Raw genomic sequence first — 516 nt, forward strand, 5'->3', positions numbered from 1 at the left:
CGATAACCCATCTGTGAGTCCAACGATCCCTGCCACTCCGGCAGCAGTTCCCTCTCTGAGTGTAGTGGAGGGTGGGTGGTAAACTACCCGGCTCCGACCGCTAAGCGGTACGGAGCGGGCTTTCAGTAGCCCTGAGCCTGCTCTGCCCTACCAGAGAACAAAACAGGCCCGAACCTCTAGGCTGGTTTACGACAGCCCCCAAGAGCGCAATCACATTCGCACCATTCAAATCCGCATCTCCTTCCCATCCACAGTGCCCACACTTAAACTTCTTTCCACTGCGGTAGGATTGCGCAGGATCGGGATGGATGTGTAAACACTTGTGACAGGTCTGCGACGTGTAAGCAGGCGGCACCAGAATCAAAGCAACTCCTGCACGCAGAGTCTTGTATTCCAGAAACTGGCGTAGCTGGTAGAACGCCCAACTGTTGGCCCTGTGCCGCTCGGCTTTGCTGCGGGGTTGTTGATTGACTCTTTTCCGGATCCCTGTCAGGTCTTCCAGGGCAATAGCGCTGT

Annotated in this window: 1 protein-coding gene; it reads right to left on the reverse strand. The window is 56.0% G+C overall.

The window, feature by feature from the left end:
* Positions 1–100: 100 nt before the first annotated feature.
* On the reverse strand, positions 101–516 hold a 416-nt coding region (locus tag NW820_RS13500), incomplete at its 5' end, for a zinc ribbon domain-containing protein (RefSeq protein WP_414407789.1).

This window comes from Synechococcus sp. R55.7 (genome assembly GCF_047461955.1).
Lineage (GTDB): Bacteria > Cyanobacteriota > Cyanobacteriia > Thermostichales > Thermostichaceae > Thermostichus.